This is a genomic window from Pseudomonas sp. (genome assembly GCF_050739935.1).
Lineage (GTDB): Bacteria > Pseudomonadota > Gammaproteobacteria > Pseudomonadales > Pseudomonadaceae > Aquipseudomonas.
Genome location: NZ_JBOICF010000134.1, coordinates 14,715 through 32,543 on the forward strand (window position 1 = coordinate 14,715; position 17,829 = coordinate 32,543).

Annotated in this window: 14 protein-coding genes; 4 read left to right on the forward strand and 10 right to left on the reverse strand. The window is 59.3% G+C overall.

Going from position 1 to position 17,829, the window contains the following annotated elements; all coding sequences use genetic code 11:
- Positions 1-54: 54 nt before the first annotated feature.
- Positions 55-537 carry a tRNA adenosine(34) deaminase TadA gene (gene tadA / locus ACRER8_RS26075; RefSeq protein WP_431749044.1) on the reverse strand — a complete coding sequence of 161 codons (483 nt, stop codon included), beginning with the start codon at positions 535-537 and terminating at the stop codon, positions 55-57.
- Positions 537-1,910, reverse strand: a complete 1,374-nt coding sequence (locus ACRER8_RS26080; RefSeq protein WP_431749045.1) for a multicopper oxidase family protein — start codon at positions 1,908-1,910, stop codon at positions 537-539. Before ACRER8_RS26080 ends, tadA begins: the two co-directional genes overlap by 1 nt.
- 186 nt (positions 1,911-2,096) lie before the next feature.
- On the opposite strand from ACRER8_RS26080, the gene ACRER8_RS26085 reads away from it, so the two are divergent.
- On the forward strand, positions 2,097-5,027 hold the full coding sequence (locus tag ACRER8_RS26085; RefSeq protein WP_431749046.1) for a dermonecrotic toxin domain-containing protein: 2,931 nt from the start codon (positions 2,097-2,099) through the stop codon (positions 5,025-5,027).
- A gap of 99 nt (positions 5,028-5,126) precedes the next feature.
- Here the strand turns inward: ACRER8_RS26085 and guaA are convergent, their stop codons facing one another.
- The 4 genes from guaA to ACRER8_RS26105 all read right to left on the reverse strand — a co-directional run bounded on the left by guaA (position 5,127) and on the right by ACRER8_RS26105 (position 9,849).
- Positions 5,127-6,704, reverse strand: coding sequence for a glutamine-hydrolyzing GMP synthase (gene guaA / locus ACRER8_RS26090; protein ID WP_431749047.1), 1,578 nt, complete (start codon positions 6,702-6,704; stop codon positions 5,127-5,129).
- A gap of 144 nt (positions 6,705-6,848) precedes the next feature.
- Complete coding sequence (guaB, locus tag ACRER8_RS26095) at positions 6,849-8,318, reverse strand: IMP dehydrogenase (RefSeq protein ID WP_431749048.1); 1,470 nt, start codon at positions 8,316-8,318, stop codon at positions 6,849-6,851.
- 126 nt (positions 8,319-8,444) lie between these two features.
- Complete coding sequence (locus ACRER8_RS26100) at positions 8,445-8,993, reverse strand: sugar ABC transporter ATPase (RefSeq protein WP_431749049.1); 549 nt, start codon at positions 8,991-8,993, stop codon at positions 8,445-8,447.
- Between the two features lie 70 nt (positions 8,994-9,063).
- Positions 9,064-9,849 carry a sulfite exporter TauE/SafE family protein gene (locus ACRER8_RS26105; protein ID WP_431749050.1) on the reverse strand — a complete coding sequence of 262 codons (786 nt, stop codon included), beginning with the start codon at positions 9,847-9,849 and terminating at the stop codon, positions 9,064-9,066.
- Positions 9,850-10,073: 224 nt separating this feature from the next.
- Here ACRER8_RS26105 and xseA point away from each other — a divergent pair, with 224 nt between their 5' ends.
- The 3 genes from xseA to leuA all read left to right on the forward strand — a co-directional run bounded on the left by xseA (position 10,074) and on the right by leuA (position 14,443).
- Entirely contained in the window at positions 10,074-11,453 is a 1,380-nt protein-coding gene (gene xseA / locus ACRER8_RS26110; RefSeq protein WP_431749058.1) for an exodeoxyribonuclease VII large subunit, read from the forward strand.
- A 3-nt stretch (positions 11,454-11,456) separates the two neighbouring features.
- Positions 11,457-12,299: a peptidoglycan DD-metalloendopeptidase family protein gene (locus ACRER8_RS26115; protein WP_431749051.1), complete on the forward strand. Its 843-nt coding sequence runs from the start codon at positions 11,457-11,459 to the stop codon at positions 12,297-12,299.
- 458 nt (positions 12,300-12,757) lie between these two features.
- On the forward strand, positions 12,758-14,443 hold the full coding sequence (gene leuA / locus ACRER8_RS26120; protein ID WP_431749052.1) for a 2-isopropylmalate synthase: 1,686 nt from the start codon (positions 12,758-12,760) through the stop codon (positions 14,441-14,443).
- 218 nt (positions 14,444-14,661) lie between these two features.
- On the opposite strand, the gene ACRER8_RS26125 is transcribed toward leuA, so the two are convergent.
- From ACRER8_RS26125 to ACRER8_RS26140, 4 genes are all read right to left on the reverse strand, one after another.
- Entirely contained in the window at positions 14,662-15,066 is a 405-nt protein-coding gene (locus ACRER8_RS26125; RefSeq protein ID WP_431749053.1) for a hypothetical protein, read from the reverse strand.
- A gap of 122 nt (positions 15,067-15,188) precedes the next feature.
- Entirely contained in the window at positions 15,189-15,629 is a 441-nt protein-coding gene (locus ACRER8_RS26130) for a hypothetical protein (RefSeq protein ID WP_431749054.1), read from the reverse strand.
- A 58-nt stretch (positions 15,630-15,687) separates the two neighbouring features.
- Positions 15,688-16,479 (reverse strand): amidohydrolase, encoded by a 792-nt coding sequence (locus tag ACRER8_RS26135; protein ID WP_431749055.1) that lies wholly within the window; start codon positions 16,477-16,479, stop codon positions 15,688-15,690.
- On the reverse strand, positions 16,467-17,615 hold the full coding sequence (locus ACRER8_RS26140) for a pyridoxal phosphate-dependent aminotransferase (RefSeq protein WP_431749056.1): 1,149 nt from the start codon (positions 17,613-17,615) through the stop codon (positions 16,467-16,469). The genes ACRER8_RS26135 and ACRER8_RS26140 overlap by 13 nt, the downstream gene beginning before the upstream one ends.
- Positions 17,616-17,829 lie beyond the last annotated feature (214 nt).

Below are 17,829 nucleotides of genomic sequence, written 5' to 3' on the forward strand. Positions count from 1 at the left end.
TCTCGCGAATGAAGTCGCTCCCAAGTAAGATGCCACGGCCTCAAAAGCTGAGTCCTACCCCTTCGCCCTTCTCATCCTGAAAAACTCACTCAACATCGTCCCGCACTCATCACCCAGCACCCCGCCCTCGAACAACACCCGGTGATTGAGAAACGGCTGAGTGAAAAACTGCCCCTGGCTCTGTACCACGCCCGCTTTGGGCTCGGTGGCGCCGTACACCACCCGACCGATGCGCGAATGCACGATCAATCCCGCACACATGCTGCACGGCTCCAGCGTCACGTATAGCGTGCTGCCCGGCAGGCGGTAGTTGTTCAACGCCTGAGCCGCCGCACGAATGGCGACCATCTCGGCGTGGGCGCTGGGGTCGCTGCCGCTGATGGGGCAGTTGTAGCCACGGCCGATGATCACCCCGTCGTGAACCACCACCGCGCCCACCGGCACCTCTCCCAACACCGCCCCTTCGGCGGCCAGCGCCAGGGCTTCACGCATGAAATGCTGATCGCGACTGCGATCAATGATTTGCGGCTGCCGCATTACGAAACCTCGATAGCTGCCATAAGACCGGTTTCCATGTGATCGATCACATGGCAGTGGAACATCCACACGCCGGGATTATCCGCTACCAGCGCAACCCGTGCGCGCTCGTTCCTGCCCAACAGGTAGGTATCGGTGAAATAAGGAATGACCTTCTTGCGATTGGAGGCGATGACCTTGAAGCTCATGCCATGCACGTGAATGGGATGCTGGTACTGCGTCATGTTCTTCAGCTCAAAGATGTAACTCTTGCCCTTTTCGAGTTTCGCGATCGGTCGGTCGGCGCAGGTCTTGTCCGTAATATCCCAGGCCTGACCGTTGATCTGCCACAGGCTCGGCGGTTTGCCGTTGTCGACGTTGACGGACACCGCGCCCGCCCACTCGAAATTGAAATTGAGCTTTTCGGCGTTGGCAAGATCCGGCTCGGCTACCGGGTTGGCGGGCAGCTCCGGCGGCCAATCGGCGGGCGCGTCATCATTGGCGACCGAGCGGAACGTGCCCAACCGCACCGGCCCGTTGCGCAGGGACAATTCGCCACCTGCCGCCGGCGCGCGGATTGCCAGACAGATACGCATTCCCGGCCCCAGCCAGTAATCCTTGCCCAGCGGCCGCGGTTTGACGGGATTGCCGTCCAGCGCGTAGATCATCACCTCGGCACCCGGCAGATTCAGGCGGTAGGTCACGGTGTTGTCGAGGTTGAGGATGCGCACACGGGTAATCTGCCCGGCCGGCAACTCGACGATACCTTGCGGGGCACCATTGATCGTCGACAATCGCCCCGCCGTACCCTCCCGCGCCGCTTCGCGGGTCACGCTGAACTCGGTGAACGCCCCTTGTTCGTCCACATGCCAACTCTTCAGACTGACCACTCGCTCATGCAAAAAACCCGTGGGCTCGCGCTCCTCGACAATCAACGGCCCGATCAGCCCGCGTCCCAGCTGTTCGCTACTGCTGACATGGGGGTGATACCAGTAGCTGCCTGCATCGGGCACCCTGAATTTGTAGTCGAAGTACTCGCCCGGCTTGACCGGGAGTTGCGACACATAGGGCACGCCATCCATCTCCAGCGGCAGACGAATGCCGTGCCAATGAATGGTGGTCTCCACCGGCAGTCGATTGATGAACCGCACCCGCAGCCAATCACCCTGCCGCACCCGCAACTCGGTCCCCGGTGCCGAGCCACCGAACGCCCAGGCCGGTGTCTGGTGCCCAGCGACCAGCTCGACATCCAGTGGCGCAGCGATCAACTCATAGTCGTGCCCTTCCCCCGACCCGCGCTTGCCCAACCAATATCGCGAAGCACCACCAGCGCCCAGCCCCACCACGGCAAGACCGGCCAGACCTGCGAGGATTTGTCGACGGGTAAAGGACATCAGGCAAGGCACCTTTGTGTAAGCCGTAAAGGGAACAAAGCGCTGAACGAGAGCCTTTGCGAGGGGCGAATACGATACACCTGCGTTTGCGGAAAAATAAGCAGGCTGTGGCTGCGGTACATATTTAGTACCAATTGAGCGGCGTGAATCAGGAAGCTCAGGGTTCATTTATCAAGGACGACGATCATGCCTCCCATCATTGATGACATTCCCGGCCCCACTACCGATCAAAAATCCCTCGAAGCCATCGCCAGGAAGCTGGTAGCGAATTGCCCGGATATGCGTGAAATGGCCCGCGCTGCCGCCCGTGAAATACTGCGCCAGCACTACCTCGATTATCTGGAACCCGACGCCGTTTACTGGCATCGATTCGACGTGACTCAAAGCAGCTCGCGATCCTTCAACGGCTGGCAGCATCACGACAAACCCATCGCATCATTTACCCTGCCGCAACTGGTGATGCGCCGGTTCAGTGCAGGCGATCAGGACAATGCTGACTCCCTGCAAGCGATGAGCGGCTTCTATACCGCCGGCCCCGAGGCCAAGGTTTTCGATGAAAGCAATGAAGTCCGCTTGCTACCCCGAGAAGTGATGAACGCGTTCTGGGCCCTGGATTTCAAGACAGACTTCACCTTCAGGATGAATCGCTTCTGGCGAGACCGCGCGGACGATTTCAGGACACTGGCGAAGGCCAACTTCATCGCCAAGGCCGTAGAAGACCGCCACAGCGGCAGCCTCGACGCCGAACAGTTCAATGCACTCATGGCGGCAATGGGTCTGGAAACGAGCAAGCCGATCACCCTCTCGATGCTGCAAGCAGAGACGCAACTCGGCGCCGGGGTGCGCATCGCGAAGCTGGATATCGCCGGTTACGAGGCCAGCGACATCCTGCGAATCGTCGAAACCAGCGGCCGACAATTCCTCTATATGCCAGGTGAGGTCGATGCTTTTCAGGCCTTCGATAAGCCGGATGACCTGCAGTGGTGGCTGATGATGCATACCAATGAATTCAACAATCGCGCGCGGTTCATGGCGCACTTCCCTCTGTCGACTCATTCAGAAAGCGATCATCGGGTGGGACTGCATCATGCCCTGGATCTGATGTTCAGCAACTGGGGCCGGCACCCTCAAGCCGTGGTCAACCGCGACGACCACTCTATTATCAGCGACCCCTTCACCCACTTGCGCGATGCCGCAAAGGCGCGGATGGAGGCTGACGCCGAATTCGCCCTGTATTCCAACAGTGAACTGCGCAAGCAGATGTGGATTGGCTATTTGCGCGCCTTTGGCCAAACGTTCGGTGCGCTGGCCGCTCTGGATTGGCCGATCGCCCTGGCGGCGGTTGGCGCGGGCCTGGCCGACGTGGGGCTGAACATCGACCAGGCGATACATGGCCACACCACTGCCGAACGCAAAACCAGCGTGCTCGGGGCCATTTTCGGCAGCGTTGATGTGCTCTTCAATGGTCTCTTTCTGATTGCGGCCGAAGCGCCGGAGCTTGCCGACATCGCTCCTGAAAGCAAGCCCGTCGCAGTGACAGACTCCGCATTTGAAGAGTCATTTACACCCACTGCCACAGACATGAAGCGCCCGAAGCCTGGTCAGGTGGACCCCGATAAACTCGCCGACCTGCTGGCGCCATTCGAAACCAACGAGGTACTCGACGATTATTCACCGCCGCCGACCACGGGCCGAATGCGCAATGTCTACCTGGCAGGTGATGGCACGACCTATATCTCGATTGACGGCCTTGGCTATCAAGTGCGCCATGTCAATGAACTCAACAGCTGGGTCATCGTCGACCCGCAAAACCCCTTCTCGTTTCACCGCAACCTGCCCGTCCGCTTGAACGCTGCCGGAGACTGGGAGCCTGTTAGCCAAGGCCTGCGCGGAGGCGGTGGCGCAATGCGCAAATTACAGGGAAGAGCGGACTCTGTGGCGCCGATCAGAGCAGCGCTACCCAGCCCCTATGACATGCCGCAGGCGCTGCGAGAACCCTTGCGCAGCCGCGTCGAAAGCCCTAGCAATAAACCTTTTGACGGCGATTATGCGTCCCTTGATGCAAACGATCCGATCGAGGATTTCTTCGCCATGCGTCTTCGACTGCTGAACGATGCAGACGCTTTTTATGCGCACCTGCAGATTCCCGAACGTCCGCCAATCCCCGGAATAGCGCCCGAATCGCCGCCGAAACTGGCGCTCAAGCAACTCTATGAGAACGCGCCCGGCCTGGTGATTGGTGAAAGTCACAACTGCGTAGCCAGCAAACAATTTCTGATCGACAACATGGGGCAACTGGCTAAACAAAACGTCCGAACCCTCTATATGGAACACCTGTTCACCGACTTGCATCAGGTCGATCTGGACGCTTTTGCCAGGACCGGGTCCATGCCGGGAAAGCTTGAGTCATACCTGCAGGGCCTGGACCGCGGTCACTGCACCGACGCGACCGGCCGGTATACCTTTCTCAATCTGGTCAAAACGGCCAACAACCATCGCGTGCGCATACGCGCCATCGACTGCATGACCAGTTATCGGGTCTCCGGGCTGCCAGACCCGGACCGCACAGTGCGCGAAAAAATGATGAATTACTTCGCCCACAGGGTCATCAACGCTGATCAGGCCGCCCTGGGTGGCGGGAAATGGATAGCGTTGGTTGGCAATGCACACGCGAACACTTTCAAACAGATTGCCGGTGTCGCAGAACTGGAGGGCGTCATCGGATTGCGCGTCACCGATGTCGACCCTGGCGAGGCGACGGGTTACGACCTGGACCCAGGGGAAGATGTGAACGACGCGCTGGGCAGACCCGCCGGAAGAGTCAAAAGTGATCTCAGACTACGCATGGCAGTCACAGGACGCAGAACCCACTTTGTTGAAGCGCCCGGCTTGCTCGATGCACGCCTGCCGCATCCGGGCGACTTTGCCATCATGCGGACAGGCGATTCGCCCGAACTCATCCACCGAGGCCGCGACGGACTTCTCGCATACACGCCCATCAGAACAGACGGTATGCAGTTCTACCTCCAGCGTCCCGAATGGCCACTAGTGAGTGGGCGTCGCTTTGACACGCTCGATAAACTGGCAACCGCCCTGAAGCTGGCTGGTTTGAAATAATCGCTGAAACGACGAAGCCGGATGAGTCTTCTGGAGACTGCATCCGGCTTCAGGTGTGAATCACTGAAGTCTCGGTGAGACTTCAGTTGGATTTCACGGTCATTCCCACTCAATCGTCGCCGGCGGCTTGCTCGATACGTCGTAAGTCACCCGGGAGATGCCTTCGATTTCGTTGATGATGCGGCCGCTGACGGTTTCCAGTAGTTCGTAAGGCAGGTGTGCCCAACGTGCGGTCATGAAGTCGATGGTTTCAACGGCGCGCAGAGCGACGACCCATGCGTAGCGACGACCGTCGCCCACCACGCCAACCGACTTGACCGGCTGGAACACGACGAAAGCCTGACTGACCTTGTGGTACCAGTCGGCTTTGCGCAGCTCTTCGATGAAGATGTGGTCGGCGCGACGCAGCAGGTCGGCGTACTCTTTCTTCACTTCGCCAAGGATGCGGACACCCAGGCCTGGACCCGGGAACGGGTGGCGGTAGACCATGTCGTACGGCAGACCCAGTTCCAGGCCCAGACGACGAACTTCGTCCTTGAACAGTTCGCGCAGTGGCTCGACGAGTTTCAGGTTCATTTCTTCCGGCAGGCCACCCACGTTGTGGTGCGACTTGATCACGTGGGCCTTGCCGCTCTTGGCGCCAGCGGACTCGATCACGTCAGGGTAGATGGTGCCCTGTGCCAGGAATTTGATGTTGTGCAGCTTGGTCGACTCGGCATCGAACACGTCGATAAATGTCCGGCCAATGATCTTGCGCTTCTTCTCTGGATCGCTTTCGCCTGCCAGGTTGTTGAGGAACTGCTCTTCGGCGTTGGCGCGGATCACCTTGACGCCCATGTTCTCGGCGAACATGGCCATCACTTGCTCGCCTTCGTGCAGACGCAGCAGGCCGTTGTCGACGAAGACACAGGTGAGTTGATCGCCGATGGCTTTGTGCAGCAAGGCTGCTACCACCGAAGAGTCGACACCGCCAGACAGGCCCAGCAGGACGTTATCGGTGCCGACCTGGGCGCGGACCTGGGCGATGGCGTCTTCAGCGATCTTCGAAGGCGTCCACAGTGCTTCACAGCCGCAGATGTCGAGAATGAAGCGCGACAGAATGCGACCACCCTGCTTGGTGTGGGTGACTTCCGGGTGGAATTGCACGCCGTAGTAGCCACGGGTGTCGTCGGCCATACCGGCGATCGGGCAGCTAGGGGTACTGGCCAGAACGTGGAAACCTGCAGGGATTTCGGTGACCTTGTCGCCGTGGCTCATCCACACGTCCAGACCGAAAACGCCATCGGCGTCGACATGGTCTTCGATGCCGTCGAGTATGCGGCTCTTGCCGACGACATCGACACGGGCATAACCGAATTCACGCAGATCCGAACCTTCGACGCGACCTCCGAGCTGCTCGGCCATGGTCTGCATGCCGTAGCAGATGCCGAAGATCGGCACGTTCAGGTCAAACACGGCTTGCGGGCAGCGCGGGCTGTCGGCGACGTGCACGGACTCGGGGCCGCCGGCAAGGATGACGCCTTTTGGCGCAAATTCGCGAATCGCTTCATCGTCCATGTCGAACGGGTGCAGCTCGCAGTACACACCGATCTCACGTACGCGACGGGCGATCAGTTGGGTGTACTGGGAACCGAAGTCCAGGATAAGGATGCGGTGGGCGTGAATGTCGAGGGCCATGAGAGGACTCTAGATAGAGCAGCTTCAAGCCTTAAGCTTCAAGCTGCAAGGTGTTGGGGGCCGCAGATCCGTAGCGACAGCCCCAAAGGCAGTGTCGCTGCAGATCGCTTGTAGCTAATAACTCGTAACTTGCCGCTGGAGGCGTCAGCCGACCCGATAGTTCGGCGCTTCCTTGGTGATCTGCACGTCGTGGACATGAGACTCGGCCATGCCGGCGCCGGTGATACGCACGAATTCAGGCTTGGTGCGCATTTCCTGAATATGGGCGCTGCCGGTATAACCCATGGAGGAACGCAGGCCACCCATCAACTGATGAATGATCGCGGCCAGCGAACCTTTGTAGGCCACTCGGCCTTCAATGCCTTCCGGTACCAGCTTCTCGGCACCTTCGGATGAATCCTGGAAGTAGCGGTCCGAGGAGCCCTGCGCCTGAGACATCGCACCCAGCGAACCCATGCCGCGATAGGCCTTGTACGAACGACCCTGGAACAGTTCGATTTCGCCCGGCGCTTCTTCGGTACCGGCGAACATCGAGCCCATCATCACGCAGTAGGCACCGGCCACGATGGCCTTGGACAGGTCGCCGGAGAAACGGATACCGCCATCGGCGATCAGGGGAACGTCGGTGCCTTCCAGCGCCGAAGCAACGTTGGCGATGGCACTGATTTGCGGCACGCCCACGCCTGCAACGATACGGGTGGTGCAGATCGAGCCAGGGCCGATACCGACCTTGACGCCATCAGCGCCGGCTTCGACCAGCGCGCGAGCAGCGGCGCCGGTGGCAATGTTGCCGCCGATGACCTGGACGTCAGGGTAGTTCTGCTTGACCCAGCGAACGCGGTCGATCACGCCTTTGGAGTGACCATGCGCGGTGTCGACGACGACGACGTCAACGCCGGCAGCAACCAGGGCGCTGACGCGCTCGCCGGTGTCTTTGCCGGTGCCTACCGCGGCGCCGACACGCAGACGACCTTGATCGTCCTTGCTGGCCAATGGGTAGGCTTTGGATTTCTCGATGTCCTTGACGGTCATCATGCCCTTGAGCGCGAACTTGTCGTCGACGATCAGGACTTTTTCCAGACGGTGCTTGTGCAGCAGATCGCGGACTTCGTACTTGTCGGCGCCTTCGCGAACGGTGACCAGACGCTCTTTGGGCGTCATCACTTCGCGCACCGGCACGTCCAGACGATTTTCGAAACGAACGTCCCGGGAAGTCACGATGCCGACGAGCTCGCCATCATGGAGGACCGGAACGCCGGAAATGTTGTGTTGACGGGTCAGTTCGAACAGATCGCGAACGGTGGCGTCAGCTTCGATGGTAATCGGATCCTTTACTACACCCGCTTCGAACTTCTTGACCTTGCGCACTTCGGCAGCCTGCTGCTCGATGGTCATGTTCTTGTGGATGACGCCGATACCGCCTTCTTGAGCCATGGCGATTGCCAGTCGGGCTTCAGTGACAGTGTCCATAGCGGCGGAAACGAGGGGGATGTTCAGTTCGATGCCACGGGTCAATCGGGTTTTCAGACTGACTTCGTTAGGAAGCACCTCGGAATAACCGGGCACAAGGAGAATGTCGTCGAATGTAAGGGCTTCTTGGCTGATACGCAGCATCGCTGGGCTCCCGAGCGGGAAAATGGAAGCGCGCCATTATACCCACAGAGGTGCCCTTGCTCAATGTAAAGATCAGCCTATTTGCTAAAGGAAAGGATTGGCCGGCTCTATCGCACAATGCTGCTTTTATAGCCGGACTTTGACGAAGGACACCGGGCGATCCAGACGTTCGGCGAACTCTTCGATGAAGGTTGTTTTGAAGCCTGCATCCAGCCAGTTGTTGAAGATGAATCCCAAGTTGGAAAAGCCGCACGGATCGAGAAAAAGAAAGCCATTGATGTCGTCTTCGTGGCGACACTCCGGGCAAATGAAGTTATCGGTATGACCCGGCATCCACTCCTCCAGACTGTCGAACAGCGCCTCGCCGATCTCGCGACGACACTCGGGGCAACCTGCCTCCTCCTTGAAGCCCTGCTGTGGCGTATAGATACAGCGCTTGAGGACGATCTCCAAACCGTTCACCGGCTGCCCATAGGGCAACGCGTCGGGGTTTTCGACGAAGCGTCGCGCGCCGGGGGCAATTGCGTAGGCCATGCGATTGAAACTGCGGCCGCAGGTGGTGAGCGCTTCCTCAACCACGTCGAGCTTCACCAGCCAGCGCAGAATCGCCCGCGCCTTCGCCTCATGGGCCGGAAAGCTGGAGATTTGCGGGACGATAATGCTTTGGGTGTTCATGACGGGCCTGTCTGACGCGTGATCGGGGGCGGCAGCTTAATACCATCGCTGATGACGTCAAGTATGGCGTTCAGCCTGCCATGTAACGACCGATCAACGTGATACCGCTGATCAGTACCATCCAGGTCACCAGACGCACGAACATCTCACGGGACAGGCGCTTGACCAGGTGCCGGCCAATCCAGGAGCCGACGATCATCGCCGGCAGCAAGCAGACCGCCAGCATCAGCAGCGATATCTGCGCATAGACGCCGGTGATGACGAACAGGCTCAGCCGCACCATGGTGCTGCAGCTGATCAGCGCGTTTTGCGTGGCGCGGGCCTGGGTCTTGTCGGTCAGACGACCGTTGAGGTAGATCGCATATAAAAAGCCGCCGCTGCCGAACAAAGCGCCGAATAGCCCACCCACGGTCCCCATCGGCACCGACCAGAGCGCCGACAGCTGGGTCGGGCGCACCTTCACCGCCAGGCTGTAGAGCGAATAGCCGACCAGGAACAAGCCCATCATTAATAGAAGGACGTCGGACTTGAGATTGAGCAGGAACAGCACACCCAACGTACAGCCGACCGCCATGCACGGAATCATGCGCAGCAGCTCACCGCGCACCACCGATTCCCGCGACGGCAGTAAATGACTGAATGCGGCGAGGAAATCCAGCATGACCAACAACGGAATGATCCGCGACAACGGCATAAAATGGATAAGCACGGGACCGGCTACCAGCGCCGTGCCGAAACCGGCAATGGCGAAGACCAGATAGGCGGCGACGACACCACCTTCGATGAACAGCCAGTCCAGTGGGGTCAGTCCCAGTTGGTCGACGACGCCTGACAATTCGGCGAGGGTGGCGAACATTTTTTCCTCCTTGGATGAGTGGCGGCGCACAGCATATATCGGGGCGAATGATCGGTCAGAGAAATGCGTCTCTGTGGGAGCGAATTCATTCGCAATGCTACGGTTCAGGGCGATAAATCTGTGCCGTCTGTCAGAGTTTTCGCGAATAAGCCCGCTCCCGCAGGATCTGCCCCTGCATCTATTAATCTGGTGACCCGCACCTCAATGCCTTTATCATGCCCGCCATGATCAAAGACCCCTTCGCAAGACTCGGCCTTGACCGGGAAGTCCTCACTGTCAGCCAGCTCAATGGCCGCGCCCGCGTGCTGCTGGAAGATGTGTTTTCCAACGTCTGGGTCGAGGGGGAGATTTCCAACCTGTCGCGCCCGGCGTCCGGTCATGTCTATTTCACGCTGAAGGACACCGGCGCGCAGGTTCGTTGCGCCCTGTTCCGCAGTAACGCGACGCGGGTGCGTCAGGCGCTGAAGGATGGCCTGGCGGTCAAGGTACGCGGCAAGGTCTCGCTGTTCGAAGGTCGTGGGGACTATCAATTGATCCTCGATACCGTCGAGCCCGCCGGTGATGGCGCGCTGCGACTGGCCTTCGATGCGCTGAAAGACAAACTCAACGCCGAGGGCCTGTTCAGCGCCGAGCGCAAGGTCGCCCTGCCCCTGCACCCACAACGCATCGGCATCGTCAGTTCGCCCACGGGCGCGGTGATTCGCGACATCATCAGCGTGTTCCGTCGTCGCGCGCCGCGCGTCGAGCTGACGCTGATCCCAACCGCCGTGCAGGGGCGAGAGGCGATCAATCAGATCGTGCGCGCGCTGAAACTGGCGGATTCCCGAGGCTTCGACGCGCTGATTCTGGCCCGCGGCGGCGGCTCGCTGGAAGACTTATGGTGCTTCAACGAAGAAGCCGTGGCCCGTGCCATCGATGCCTGCGTGACGCCGATCGTCAGCGCGGTGGGCCACGAAACCGACGTCTCGATCAGCGACTTCGTCGCCGACGTCCGCGCGCCGACGCCGTCCGCCGCTGCAGAACTATTAGCTCCTGATTCCAGCGATCTGCATCGTCGCGTCGAAAGTCTGCAACGCCGCCTGATCAGCCGCATGCAGGATCGACTGATGCGCGAGCAACTGCGGCTGGACGGTATCTCCCGACGCCTGCGTCACCCGGGTGAGCGTCTGCGCCAGCGCGCTCAGCGCCTGGATGATCTGGACATGCGTATGCGCCGGGCCTTCGAACAGCAAATGCACAAACGCCAGGTGCGCATGAGCCATCTGGAAAGCCGGCTGGCCGCGCAACATCCCGGTCGTACCCTGGCGTATTTGCGTCAGCGCCTGGACGTGCTGGCCGAGCGCCTGCCACGCGCGATCAAGGAAAACCTCAAGACCCGTCGCCTGCAATTGCAAAGTCAGGTGCAGACGCTGAACGTGGTCAGCCCCCTCGCCACCCTGGGTCGCGGCTACAGCATCTTGCTGGACGAACGCGGCAAGGCCATTCGCGCCGCCGAGCAGACCCACACGGGTCAGCGCCTCACGGCAAAACTGGGCGATGGCGAACTGCACGTGCGGGTCGAAGACAATCACCTGACGCCCGTCACCCTTTCTCTTCTGGATTGATCGATGTTGCCGCTCTTGTATCGCTCACTGGCCGCTGCCGCACTGGCCATATGTTTTGCGCTTCCGGCATCTGCCGACAGTTACATATCGCGCCTGCTCAACAAGCCAGTCCCCGGCGGCGTCGCAGTGGTGGACCTCGGCCCGGCCGCTCAGGCGCCGAAAGCGACCTTTCAGGGCAAACCGGTGCTGGTGGTCAAGGATCAGGACGCGCGTTGGCTGGCGATTGTCGGCATCCCATTGAGCGTCAAATCCGGGACTTTGCAGCAAGTCAGCAGCGGCGGTCGTAACCTGCCGTTCACGGTGGGCAGCAAGAAATATCCTGAGCAGCGCATCACGCTGAAGAATCAGCGCCAGGTCAACCCCAACCCCGACGACCTGAAGCGCATCGAGCAGGAGCTGGATGTACAAGTGCGCGCCTACCGCAGCTTTAGTCCGGTGACGCCGAGCAACCTGTTGCTGGATAAACCCGTCAACGGCCCGCTTTCGAGCAAGTTTGGCGTACGCCGCTTCTTCAATGGTGAAGAACGCAACCCTCACGCTGGCCTGGATTTCGCCGTTCCGGCCGGCACTCCGATCAAGTCACCTGCGGCTGGCAAGGTCATCCTGATCGGTAACTACTTCTTCAACGGCAACACGGTGTTCGTCGACCACGGCCAAGGCTTCATCAGCATGTTCTGCCACATGTCGAAGATTGACGTGAAGGTCGGCGATGCCGTGCCTCGCGGCGGTGTAGTGGGTCGCGTTGGCTCGACCGGCCGCGCGACAGGGCCGCACATGCACTGGAACGTCAGCCTGAACGATGCGCGGGTTGATCCGGCGATCTTCATCAATGCGTTTCAGCCGTAAAGAGGCGGTCTGATCACCATTTTAAGCCTCCGGCAAACCTGTGGGAGCGAATTCATTCCCGAAAGAGATTCAGCTGCCGGAGATTTATCTGCAGGACTGTCGTCTCGCGAATGAATTCGTTCCCACAGTTAGCCTGGTGCCATACCAAGCATTGCCGAGGACGAAACGGCTCAGCAATAAACAATCCAGATAACCAGCATCGGCGCTACAAAATCCTGCACTTATCGACTTTTCGAGAACTTCTCCCAATTTTTTCCAACCGCTTGCCAGCTTTCACCCCATTGTTTACGGTTGGACACATGAAAGCCTCTCAAACCCTCATTCTGCTGCGTCAGCACCGCTGCCTCAGTCTCGTCAGTGCACGACTGCCGGGCTTTATCGCGGTGCCTCGACCCTGTCTGTCTAATTAATCGGCCGGCCGCCTTCTCTCGGCCCTGAGTGCAAAAAGGATTATTCACATGACCATGCTCAAAGATCCCTCGAAGAAGTACCGCGCGTTTCCTGTCATCGATCTGCCTGACCGTACCTGGCCTTCCAAGACCATTACCGAAGTGCCGATCTGGTGCAGCTCCGACTTGCGCGACGGTAACCAATCGCTGATCGAGCCCATGGATTCGGTCAAGAAACTGCGCTTCTGGAAAACCCTGGTTCAGGTGGGTGTGAAGGAAATCGAAGCCTCCTTCCCCGCCGCATCGCAGACTGATTTCGACTTTGTGCGTACGTTGATCGAAGACGGTCATATCCCGGACGACACGACCATTCAGGTGCTGACCCAAGGCCGTGAAGACCTGATCGCCCGCACCTTCGAATCCCTGCGCGGCGCCAAGAAAGCCATCGTGCATCTTTATAACGCCACGTCGCCGTCGTTCCGCCGCATCGTCTTCAATCAGGATAAGGACGGCATCAAGGCCATCGCGGTCAACGCTGCCAAGCTGTTCGTCAAATATGCCGCCCAGCAGCCGGAGACCCAATGGCAGTTCGAGTATTCCCCTGAAACCTTCAGCGCCACCGAACTGGATTTTGCCAAGGAAGTTTGTGACGCCGTGGTCGAAGTCTGGAACGCCACGCCGCAGAACAAGGTGATCCTCAATCTGCCAGCGACCGTTGAAGTCGCCACGCCGAACATCTATGCCGACCAGATCGAGTGGTTCTGCCGCAACATCAACCGTCGCGACAGTGTGATCATCAGCCTGCACACCCATAACGACCGCGGCACAGGCGTTGCTGCGACCGAACTGGGCCTGATGGCCGGTGCCGATCGCGTCGAAGGCTGCCTGTTCGGCAACGGCGAGCGCACCGGCAACGTTGACCTGGTAACTGTTGCCCTCAACATGTACACCCAAGGTCTGAACCCGCAACTGGATTTCTCCGACATCGACGGCGTGCGCAAGGTCGTCGAAGAGTGCAACCAGATTCCCGTGCACCCGCGTCACCCGTACGTCGGCGACCTGGTTCATACCGCGTTCTCCGGCTCGCACCAGGATGCCATCCGCAAAGGCCTCACCCAGCAAAAAGAAGATGCGTTGTGGGAAGTGCCATACCTGCCGATCGATCCGGCGGATATCGGCCGCAGCTACGAAGCTGTGATTCGCGTGAATAGTCAGTCCGGCAAAGGTGGCATCACCTACCTGCTGGAACAGGAGTACGGCATTTCCCTGCCGCGTCGCATGCAAATCGAGTTCAGCCAGGTGGTTCAGGGCGAGACCGACCGTCTGGGCCTGGAAATGACGGCGCAGCAGATCTACTCGCTGTTCAAGACTGAATACCTGCAAGCCAACAAGCCTTATGCGCTGGTCAGCCATCGTCTGCAGGAAGAAAACGGTCACAGCGCGGTGGAAGTCGAAGTCACCGGCAAGGGTGACGGCGAAAGCAACCTGCACTGGAAAGGCCGCGGCAATGGCGCACTGGAAGCACTGGTCGCCGGTCTGCCGGTCAAGGCGGAAATCATGGACTACAACGAGCACGCGATTGGCGCAGGCACCACGGCCAAGGCCGCTGCCTACATCGAACTGCGTGTGAATGGTGAGCGTGCGGTTCACGGTGTGGGCATCGACGAGAACATCACCACGGCCAGCTTCAAGGCGCTGTTCAGTGCATTGAATCGCGCATTGATTCAGGCCGAGACCGCGGCGCAGGCTGCCTGATCGTCGGTGTCGGTATAGCGTGACCTCTGTGGGAGCGAATTCATTGGCGATGCAATAACTCAGGCGATACATATGTTTCGCCTGTTACAACTTTCGCGAATAAATTCGCTCCCTCAGATCACGCGCGTGGACCAAAGCTACGTGTGATTCCACGTCCCAGACAACAAAAAAGGCCCTGAAGCAAACGCTTCAGGGCCTTTTCATTTCTGCGGCATTGATCAGGCTGTTGTGTTGACGGTGCCTTTCATCAGCTCCAGCAACGACGCGGTCAATGCACCCAAGCGCGCCATGGTTCCCGCAATCTGCTGCTGTATGGCCATGACCTGCGCAGCCTTCTCCTGCTCGGGCAACTTACTGCTCTGCACAGCGGCCAGTTGCTGCTGCTGTTCCTGAAGGAGTTTTTGAGCTTCCTTGATCTGCTCCTGCAACTCCTTGATTGCTTCCTGACTGGGACTGGAAGCTGCCTTGGTCTCGCCAGCGCTAGCCACTGTCGGCGTTTTAAAGATTTCTCCAAGCAAATTAGCCTTGGGAGCTGCCGTCTCGTCCTTGATGGATCCGTCATTCCTGGATGCGGTCGCAAGCGAGCTTGAATAATTTCCCGCCAAACCCGGATTGATAATCATGATCGCGATCTCCCTGTTAATGCGCTTTGTATCGACCTGCTTACAAAGAACTTGAGGGGATCACCCTGCGAGCATGAAACCCTCCTGGCAGACAGATCCAGGGAGCGTTGTCGGCCCGGATGTCAGGCGGTGGTGTTGATGCTGCCGGACTGCTGCAACTGCGCCAGAGCTGCTTCCTGGGTGGCGAGCGTCGCGGATGTACTGGAAATTTGAGCCTGAATCGCCATGGCCCGCTGGGTTTTCTCTTCGTCGGACCCACTCCCCGCCTGCGCGGCGGCCAGTTGCTGCTCCTGTTCCTGCAGTTGCTTCTGGGTTTGTTTGATCTGCTCTTCGAGCTTCTCGATCGCCTGTTCGCTTTCACTGGAGGCGCTCGATCCGCCGCCCGCGCCAGCCGCACCGCCTGCTGCAGCGGTGCCGCCGGTTTGAGTGGTGGAAGTGGCCGTAGCGGCTGCGGTGGCCGACGTATCGCTGTCAGCGCTGGCAGTCGTAGTGGTGTCTTTCTTGACCGCGACAATGAAGCTGCTGGAGTAGGAAGTGAGTGAGGATGCGCTGATGGTGGTCATACCGATCTCCTGTTTTGGTACAACGCTATCGACCGCCCGCCCCGCAAACTCTATGACTTTAGTGTATCTGGAACGTATCAGCGTCGAGATATGCCGGGAATTTCTGCCGATATGCCGCCAGACTCTCAGCCGACAGGCTGACGTGAAACACACCGTCGGCCTCGCCTATGTTCAGCAGGCTCTCGCCCTGGAAATCCAGCACCTGACTGTCGCCGGTATACGCGAAACCCTTGCCGTCAGTGCCGACGCGATTCACCGCCGCCACGTAGCAAAGGTTTTCAATGGCCCGCGCGGGCAGCAGCCGGTTCCAGTGCTGACGTCGAGCCCCTGGCCAGTTGGCGGTGTACAGCAGCAGATCGGTATCCTGCGCGCCACGGCTCCAGACCGGGAAACGCAGGTCATAGCAGATCAACGGACGAATCCGCCAGCCTTTGAGTTCGAACTGCACCTGTCGCTCGCCGGGGCTGTAATGCTCATGTTCGCCTGCCATGCGGAACAGATGGCGCTTGTCATAATGCAGAAGCTCGCCGTCGGGACGCGCCCACAGCAGGCGATTGCGATGACTGCCATCGGCGGCGCGAATGATCACGCTGCCGGTAACCACGGCATCGAGCCTTCTGGCCTGACTCAGCAACCATTGCGAGGTGATGCCGTTCTCTGGCTCGGCGAGCGCTTCGGATTCCATTGAAAAGCCAGTGGTGAACATCTCCGGCAGGATCACCAGATCGGCACCTTCGGCCTGAGAAAGCAGTTCTTCGAAGTGCGCATGGTTGGCCTGGCAGTCATGCCAGACCAGCGTGGTCTGTACCAGGGCGATGTTCAGGTTTTGCAGTTGGCTCAGATCGCGCATAGTTTTTCCGCTGCCAGACGCAGCGTCTCCTCACGCTTTGGAAAGCACAGGCGGATCAGGCGCTGGCCTTCCGGCGGGTTCTGGTAGAACACCGACGGCGGAATGCTCGCCACACCGTGTTCGCGGGCCATCCACAGCGACATCTCGACGTCATTCAGATCAGGACGGATCTGCGAGTAATCGACCAACTGGAAATAAGTCCCGGCAGCGCGCTTGAAGGTGAAACGCGAAGACTCCAGGCGATCACAGAAGAAGTCGCGCTTGGCTTGATAGAACGCAGGCAGCTCCTCGACATGCTCAGGGCAGGCGGCCATGAAATCGGCCAGTGCCCACTGCAGCGGCGTGACGCCACAAAAGCCGACGAACTGGTGAATCTTGCGCATCTCGGAGGTCAACGCCGGTGGGGCCACCAGGTAACCCGTTTTCCAGCCCGTCACGTGATAGGTCTTGCCGAACGAACTGACCACAAACGCACGCTCATAAAGCTCTTCATGAGCCAGGACGCTGGCGTGCTTCACACCGTCGAACACCAGATGCTCGTAGACCTCGTCACTGACCAGATAGATGTCGCGGTCGCGGATCAAAGCGGCCAACTGATCCAGTTCGTCACGGGTGATCAGGGCACCACTCGGATTGTGCGGGGTGTTGATGATGATCATGCGAGTCTTCGGACTCAGCGCCGCACTGAGCTTCTCCCAGTCGATGGAGAACTCGTCGTCGTTGAGCTGCACGTGCACACAGCGCCCGCCAGCCAGCTCTACCGAAGGCTCGTAGCTGTCATAACTCGGATCGAACACGATAACTTCGTCGCCTGCGCGCACCACGGTCTGGATCGCGCAGAAGATTGCATGGGTCGCGCCGGGGGTGATGGTGATTTCGGTGTCGACATTGACTTCACGGCCGTAGGAGCGGGCGATCTTGGCAGCAACTTGCTGGCGCAATGCAGGCAGCCCGGCCATCGGCGCATATTGGTTAAAGCCGTCCATGGTGCGGCGGCAGAGGGCTTCGCGCAGTGCGTCGGGCCCGTCGAAATCAGGAAAACCCTGAGAAAGATTGATCGCCCCCGTGTCGGCTGCAAGCTGGGACATCACGGTAAAAATGGTGGTGCCAACGTTCGGCAATTTGCTGGTGATCATGGGGTTTTCCTGCTCCACACCCGGCTCCAGAACGGCAGGGGAATCCGCAGGATAGCCCAGACGAGGAACACAAAAAAAGGCGCTATTACAGACTGTGTGAAAACGTAGTTTGCGGCGGCGTAAAGCAGATGCCCCGACTTGTCGGGGCATTTGCTTTACCGGAAAAAAAAATAAAGGGCCTCTCAGCCCATCAGCGCTATCAGCTTTTGTGCTC

Excerpts from the sequence above, each read along its gene's own strand:
- tadA (WP_431749044.1), bottom strand. The coding sequence starts at position 537 with ATGCGGCAGCCGCAAATCATTGATCGCAGTCGCGATCAGCATTTCATG.
- ACRER8_RS26080 (WP_431749045.1), bottom strand. The coding sequence starts at position 1,910 with ATGTCCTTTACCCGTCGACAAATCCTCGCAGGTCTGGCCGGTCTTGCC.
- ACRER8_RS26085 (WP_431749046.1), top strand. The coding sequence starts at position 2,097 with ATGCCTCCCATCATTGATGACATTCCCGGCCCCACTACCGATCAAAAA.
- guaA (WP_431749047.1), bottom strand. The coding sequence starts at position 6,704 with ATGGCCCTCGACATTCACGCCCACCGCATCCTTATCCTGGACTTCGGT.
- guaB (WP_431749048.1), bottom strand. The coding sequence starts at position 8,318 with ATGCTGCGTATCAGCCAAGAAGCCCTTACATTCGACGACATTCTCCTT.
- ACRER8_RS26100 (WP_431749049.1), bottom strand. The coding sequence starts at position 8,993 with ATGAACACCCAAAGCATTATCGTCCCGCAAATCTCCAGCTTTCCGGCC.
- ACRER8_RS26105 (WP_431749050.1), bottom strand. The coding sequence starts at position 9,849 with ATGTTCGCCACCCTCGCCGAATTGTCAGGCGTCGTCGACCAACTGGGA.
- xseA (WP_431749058.1), top strand. The coding sequence starts at position 10,074 with ATGATCAAAGACCCCTTCGCAAGACTCGGCCTTGACCGGGAAGTCCTC.
- ACRER8_RS26115 (WP_431749051.1), top strand. The coding sequence starts at position 11,457 with ATGTTGCCGCTCTTGTATCGCTCACTGGCCGCTGCCGCACTGGCCATA.
- leuA (WP_431749052.1), top strand. The coding sequence starts at position 12,758 with ATGACCATGCTCAAAGATCCCTCGAAGAAGTACCGCGCGTTTCCTGTC.
- ACRER8_RS26125 (WP_431749053.1), bottom strand. The coding sequence starts at position 15,066 with ATGATTATCAATCCGGGTTTGGCGGGAAATTATTCAAGCTCGCTTGCG.
- ACRER8_RS26130 (WP_431749054.1), bottom strand. The coding sequence starts at position 15,629 with ATGACCACCATCAGCGCATCCTCACTCACTTCCTACTCCAGCAGCTTC.
- ACRER8_RS26135 (WP_431749055.1), bottom strand. The coding sequence starts at position 16,479 with ATGCGCGATCTGAGCCAACTGCAAAACCTGAACATCGCCCTGGTACAG.
- ACRER8_RS26140 (WP_431749056.1), bottom strand. The coding sequence starts at position 17,615 with ATGATCACCAGCAAATTGCCGAACGTTGGCACCACCATTTTTACCGTG.